This window comes from Peptoniphilus harei (assembly GCF_900454685.1).
In the GTDB taxonomy this organism is placed as follows: Bacteria; Bacillota; Clostridia; order Tissierellales; family Peptoniphilaceae; genus Peptoniphilus_A; species Peptoniphilus_A harei.
This window is the reverse complement of the sequence record NZ_UATM01000019.1, coordinates 1-5,563: the sequence shown is the minus strand read 5'-3', so window position 1 is coordinate 5,563 and position 5,563 is coordinate 1. Positions and strand designations below refer to the sequence as shown.

Here is a 5,563-nt window from a genome sequence, read left to right as displayed (position 1 = left end):
CCAAAGAAAAAAGACTTCCTGGAAATATAAATATCACTTTAAAAAATACTAAACCACAAACCATGGTTCAGTATCTTGACATGTTTGATATATGTGTTTCTTCTGGATCAGCATGTGCAGCAGGAAGCATTAACCCATCCCATGTTTTAAGGGCAATAGGTAGGAGTGAAGAAGACTCACTTTCTATGCTAAGGCTCTCACTTAATCACGAAAACACAAAAGAAGAGTGTGATTATGTAGTGGAAAAAATAAACCAGGGGATGAAAAGTTCAAGAACAGGTGATATTATGTTAGAGCAAATATCTGGTAATGCTGCTAGATTTATGATTTATGCCCTTGCCATTCTTTCTATTCTCTTAATATTTTTAGCAATTTACTATCTAATAAATATTGGGAACAGATACATTGATGGCAAGAAGAGGATAAATATAGACCTAAGGCTTATCACAAAAATATTTTTGGGGATACTTATTTTTTACTTAATAAATATAATCTTTAATAAGTTCCCAATCCTTGGCTACACACTTTCATCGGTAATAATAGCAATAATATTTGCCTATATTATCGACCCAATAGTTAACTACTTGGAGAGGAAGGGAGTCAAGAGACAGTTTGGTGTAATAATAGTTTACATCTCAGCTATACTTATTTTTGGAATCTTAATAGTTTCAGTAATACCAAAAACTATTAATGAAATTTCCAACTTGCTTACAAGTCTGCTGCCATGGTGGATACCCTAATAAGAGAAGTTAATAATTTCGCGTCAAATGTATTTGCCAAGTTTAATATTGAGCTTCCAGAAAACTTTATAAATGTCTACAAGGAGACAAATCCAAAGGTAAATGGGGATGTTGAGACACCACAAATAGTTTCTGATATTTTAAATTCTATTAAGGCGACTATTAACGACCTAATAGTCAAGGCCCAAGGATCACTAATGGGATCTCTTTCCAATGTACTTTCTAAACTTTATGGATTTTAACTTCGGCCTTTAGACTTGTCTTAATTATAATCTTTTCCTTCTACTTTTCAGTGGACAAGGATAGATTTATGCATAGAGTGAAAAAGGCCATACCAAATAAATACAGAGACGACATCTCATATCTCACAAGCAATATTGACACAGCCCTCCAACAATTCATTAGGGGAAGGATGCTAATGGCAATCTTCGTAGGATTAATAACTATGGCCTACCTCTTAGTCTTAAGAGTAGACTTTGCCATTATCATTGGTCTTATAACTTGTGTGGCAGATATAATCCCTTATATTGGTCCTTTCCTTGGTTGTGCGCCGGCAGTTTTATTTGCCTTTATGGACTCGCCTATGAAGGCCCTATGGGTTTGATTTTATTCGTAATAGTTCAATGGGTAGAGAACAATATTCTCGCACCAAAACTCATTGGAGATTCAACTGGACTAAACCCACTTGTAATTTTAATTTCAATAATTATTGGTGGTGGAATCTTTGGTGTATGGGGAATGGTAATTTCTGTTCCATTGATGTCAATTATCTTTATACTTGTTGATTTATCAAAATAAATACAACGACAGATACAGCTCTAATTGACATTCATATTCTTTATAATTATAATATTTATAGCACATCCTCCCAGGGTATGGGAGGATTTTTAATAGGAGTTGTAATATGAAACATTTAGGTTTACACGATATAAGAACTGAATTTTTAAAATTTTTTGAATCAAAGGACACTTTGTACTACCAAGTTTTTCACTAATTCCAAAGAATGATAAATCACTTCTCTTAATTGGAGCTGAATGGCACCAATGAAGAAATTTTTCACTGGCGAAGAAGTTCCACCTGCAAAGAGAGTTACTACTTGCCAAAAATGTATTAGGACTGGCGACATAGATAACGTAGGTTTAACTGATAGACACGCAACATTTTTGAAATGTTAGGTAACTTTTCCTTGGAGACTACTTTAAGCACGAAAGTAATTCCATGGGCTTGGGAATTTTTGACAGTTAATCTCGAAATTCCAAAGAAGATTTATGGGTTACAGTTTATTATGAAGACGATGAAGCCTACAACATTTGGAAGGATGTAGTGGGAATTGATGAAGAAAAAATCATAAGACTAGGTAAAGAAGATAACTTCTGGGAGCTAGAAGTTGGTCCATCAGGTCCATGTTCAGAAATTTACGTTGACAGAGGACTAGAACACGGATCAGAAGAAGAAAGACCTGGTGGAGAAGGAGACAGATTTATTGAAATTTGGAACCTTGTATTCACACAATTCGACAAGGACGAAGAAGGAAACTACAATCCTCTAGCTCATCCAAACATTGATACAGGTATGGGACTTGAAAGGATTGCTACAGTCCTACAAGAAACTGACAATATATTTGAAATTGATGCCATAAAAGATATAATCCAAGAAATTGCAAAAGTTTCTGGGGAAGAATATGGCAAGGATAAAAACTTAGATATTTCCTTTAGGGTTATAACAGACCACATTAGGGCGATGACTTTCATGATTTCTGATACAATTGTCCCTTCAAATGAGGGAAGAGGCTATGTACTTAGAAGACTTATAAGAAGAGCTGCAAGACATGGAAGAAAGCTAGCATTAAAAGAGCCTTTCTATATGAAATTGCTGACATGGTAATTGACTTTGGGGCGAACAATATGAAGAACTCAAGGAAAACAAGAATCCATCAAGGAAATTATAGAAGAGAAGAAGAAAATTCTTAGAAACAATTGATGGTGGACTTGTTAGACTAAGGCCCACATGGATGAAATGAAGGAAATAGGAAAGACTCCTAGATGGAGAAAAGCCTTTAAACTATATGACACTTATGGTTTCCCGATTGACTTAACAGAAGAAATCCTAAGAAGTAACACTCATGCATTATTATATTGTGGATCTTTATAATAACTGGAATCATCACTAAGATCTTAAAATAGATCCTTGGTTTGGGCCCAACCAAAAGATATTTGAAGGCTTGTAGTTCCTAGCTTATAAAATGGAATCCATTTCTTCTTAAATCATCCATATGAAAGTTGCCTCTCTCTTAGGATTTCTTCTGTTAAGTCAATCGGGAAACCATAAGTGTCATATAGTTTAAAGGCTTTTTCTCCATCTAGGAGTCTTTCCTTATTTTCCTTCATTTCATCCATGTGGGCCCTTAGTCTAACAAGTCCACCATCAATTGTTTCTAAGAATTTTTCTTCTTCTCTTCTAATAATTCCTTGATGGATTCTCTGTTTTCCTTGAGTTCTTCATATTGTTCGCCCAAGAGTCAATTACCATGTCAGCAATTTCATATAGAAAGGCTCTTTTAATGCCTAGCTTCTTCCATGTCTTGCAGCTCTTCTTATAAGTCTTCTAAGTACATAGCCTCTTCCCTCATTTGAAGGACAATTGTATCAGAAATCATGAAAGTCATCGCCCTAATGTGGTCTGTTATAACCTAAAGGAAATATCTAAGTTTTATCCTTGCCATATTCTTCCAAAACTTTTGCAATTTCTTGGATATATTTTATGGCATCAATTTCAAATATATTGTCAGTTTCTTGTAGGACTGTAGAATCCTTTCAGTCCATACCTGTATCAATGTTGGATGAGCTAGAGGATTGTAGTTTCCTTCTTCGTCTTGTCGAATTGTGTGAATACAAGGTTCCAAATTTCAATAAATCTGTCTCCTTCTCCACCAGGTCTTTCTTCTTCTGATCCGTGTTCTAGTCCTCTGTCAACGTAAATTTCTGAACATGGACCTGATGACCAACTTCTAGCTCCCAGAAGTTTCTTCTTTACCTAGTCTTATGATTTTCTTCATCAATTCCACTACATCCTTCCAAATGTTGTAGGCTCATCGTCTTCATAATAAACTGTAACCATAATCTTCTTTTGGAATTTCGAGATTAACTGTCAAAATTCCCAAGCCCATGGAATTACTTCGTGCTTAAAGTAGTCTCCAAAGGAAAAGTTACCTAACATTTCAAAAAATGTTGGTGTCTATCAGTTAACCTACGTTATCTATGTCGCCAGTCCTAATACATTTTGCAAGTATACTCTTTGCAGGTGGAACTTCTTCGCAGTGAAAAATTTCTTCATTGGTGCATTCCAGCTCCAATTAAGAGAAGTGATTTATCATTCTTTGGAATTAGTGAAAAACTTGGTAGTACAAAGTGTCCCTTTGATTCAAAAAATTTTAAAAATTCAGTTCTTATATCGGTGTAACCTAAATGTTTCATATTAAACTCCTATTAAAAATCCTCCCATACCTGGGAGGATGTGCTATAAATATATAATTATAAAGAATATGAATGTCAATTAGAGCTGTATCTGTCGTTGTATTTTATTTTGATAAAATCAACAAGTATAAAGATAATTGACATCAATGGAACAGAAATTACCATTCCCCATACACCAAAGATTCCACCACCAATAATTATTGAAATTAAAATTACAAGTGGGTTTAGTCCAGTTGAATCTCCAATGAGTTTTGGTGCGAAATTGTTCTCTACCCATTGAAACTATTACGAATAAAATCAAAACCATAGGGCCTTCATAGGCGAGTCCATAAAGGCAAATAAAAACTGCCGGCGCAAACCAAGGAAAGGACCAATATAAGGGATTATATCTGCCACAAGTTATAAGACCAATGATATGGCAAAGTCTAATCTTAAGACTAAGAGGTAGGCCATATTATTAATCCTACGAAGATTGCCATTAGCATCCTTCCCCTAATGAATTTTGGGGCTGTGTCAATATGCTTGTGAGATATGAGATGTCGTCTCTGTATTTATTTGGTATGGCCTTTTTCACTCTATGCATAAATCTATCCTTGTCCATGAAAAGTAGAAGGAAAAGATATAATTAAGACAAGTCTAAAGGCCGAAGTTAAAAATCCATAAAGTTAGAAAGTACATGGAAAGAGATCCCATTAGTGATCCTTGGGCTTGACTATTAGGTCGTTAATAGTCGCCTTAATAGAATTTAAAATATCAGAAACTATTTGTGGTGTTCAACATCCCCATTTACCTTTGGATTTGTCTCTTGTAGACATTTATAAGTTTCTGGAAGCTCAATATTAAACTTGGCAAATACATTTGACGCGAAATTATTAACTTCTCTTATTAGGGTATCCACCATGGCAGGCAGACTTGTAAGCAAGTTGGAAATTTCATTAATAGTTTTTGGTATTACTGAAACTATTAAGATTCCAAAATAAGTATAGCTGAGATGTAAACTATTATTACACCAAACTGTCTCTTGACTCCCTTCCTCTCCAAGTAGTTAACTATTGGGTCGATAATATAGGCAATATTATTGCTATTATTACCGATGAAAGTGTGTAGCCAAGGATTGGGAACTTATTAAAGATTATATTTTTAAGTAAAATAAGTATCCCCAAAAATATTTGTGATAAGCCTTAGGTCTATATTTATCCTCTTCTTGCCATCAATGTATCTGTTCCCAATATTTATTAGATAGTAAATTGCTAAAATATTAAGAGAATAGAAAGAATGGCAAGGCATAAATCATAAATCTAGCAGCATTACCAGATATTTGCTCTAACATAATATCACCTGTTCTTGAAC

At 34.5% G+C, this 5,563-nt stretch carries 7 protein-coding genes and 3 pseudogenes; 4 read left to right on the top strand and 6 right to left on the bottom strand.

From position 1 onward, the window contains the following. The 4 genes and pseudogenes from DRZ96_RS11410 to alaS form a co-directional block, all read left to right on the top strand. The coding region (locus tag DRZ96_RS11410; protein ID WP_256584749.1) for an AI-2E family transporter at nucleotides 1-740 on the top strand (740 nt) is incomplete at its 5' end. After that, nucleotides 728-982, top strand: coding sequence for a hypothetical protein (locus DRZ96_RS11405; RefSeq protein WP_256584748.1), 255 nt, complete (start codon nucleotides 728-730; stop codon nucleotides 980-982). The genes DRZ96_RS11410 and DRZ96_RS11405, both read left to right, overlap by 13 nt. 50 nt (nucleotides 983-1,032) lie before the next feature. After that, nucleotides 1,033-1,538, top strand: a pseudogene (locus DRZ96_RS12240) (AI-2E family transporter). A 106-nt stretch (nucleotides 1,539-1,644) separates the two neighbouring features. Further along, nucleotides 1,645-2,728 (top strand): annotated as a pseudogene (gene alaS, locus DRZ96_RS12235) (alanine--tRNA ligase); the annotation flags it as partial. A gap of 276 nt (nucleotides 2,729-3,004) precedes the next feature. On the opposite strand, the pseudogene DRZ96_RS11385 reads toward alaS, so the two are convergent. From DRZ96_RS11385 to DRZ96_RS11360, 6 genes and pseudogenes are all read right to left on the bottom strand, one after another. Beyond that, a pseudogene (locus tag DRZ96_RS11385) lies at nucleotides 3,005-3,367 on the bottom strand (alanine--tRNA ligase-related protein); the annotation flags it as partial. Between the two features lie 217 nt (nucleotides 3,368-3,584). Continuing rightward, entirely contained in the window at nucleotides 3,585-3,719 is a 135-nt protein-coding gene (locus tag DRZ96_RS11380; protein ID WP_256584752.1) for a hypothetical protein, read from the bottom strand. A gap of 168 nt (nucleotides 3,720-3,887) precedes the next feature. Beyond that, entirely contained in the window at nucleotides 3,888-3,956 is a 69-nt protein-coding gene (locus DRZ96_RS11375; RefSeq protein WP_256584751.1) for an alanine--tRNA ligase-related protein, read from the bottom strand. Between the two features lie 113 nt (nucleotides 3,957-4,069). After that, on the bottom strand, nucleotides 4,070-4,213 hold the full coding sequence (locus DRZ96_RS11370) for an alanine--tRNA ligase-related protein (RefSeq protein WP_112889261.1): 144 nt from the start codon (nucleotides 4,211-4,213) through the stop codon (nucleotides 4,070-4,072). 75 nt (nucleotides 4,214-4,288) lie between these two features. Beyond that, entirely contained in the window at nucleotides 4,289-4,426 is a 138-nt protein-coding gene (locus DRZ96_RS11365) for a hypothetical protein (RefSeq protein ID WP_256584750.1), read from the bottom strand. Between the two features lie 547 nt (nucleotides 4,427-4,973). Further along, entirely contained in the window at nucleotides 4,974-5,135 is a 162-nt protein-coding gene (locus DRZ96_RS11360) for a hypothetical protein (protein WP_256584744.1), read from the bottom strand. Between the last annotated feature and the right edge of the window lie 428 nt (nucleotides 5,136-5,563).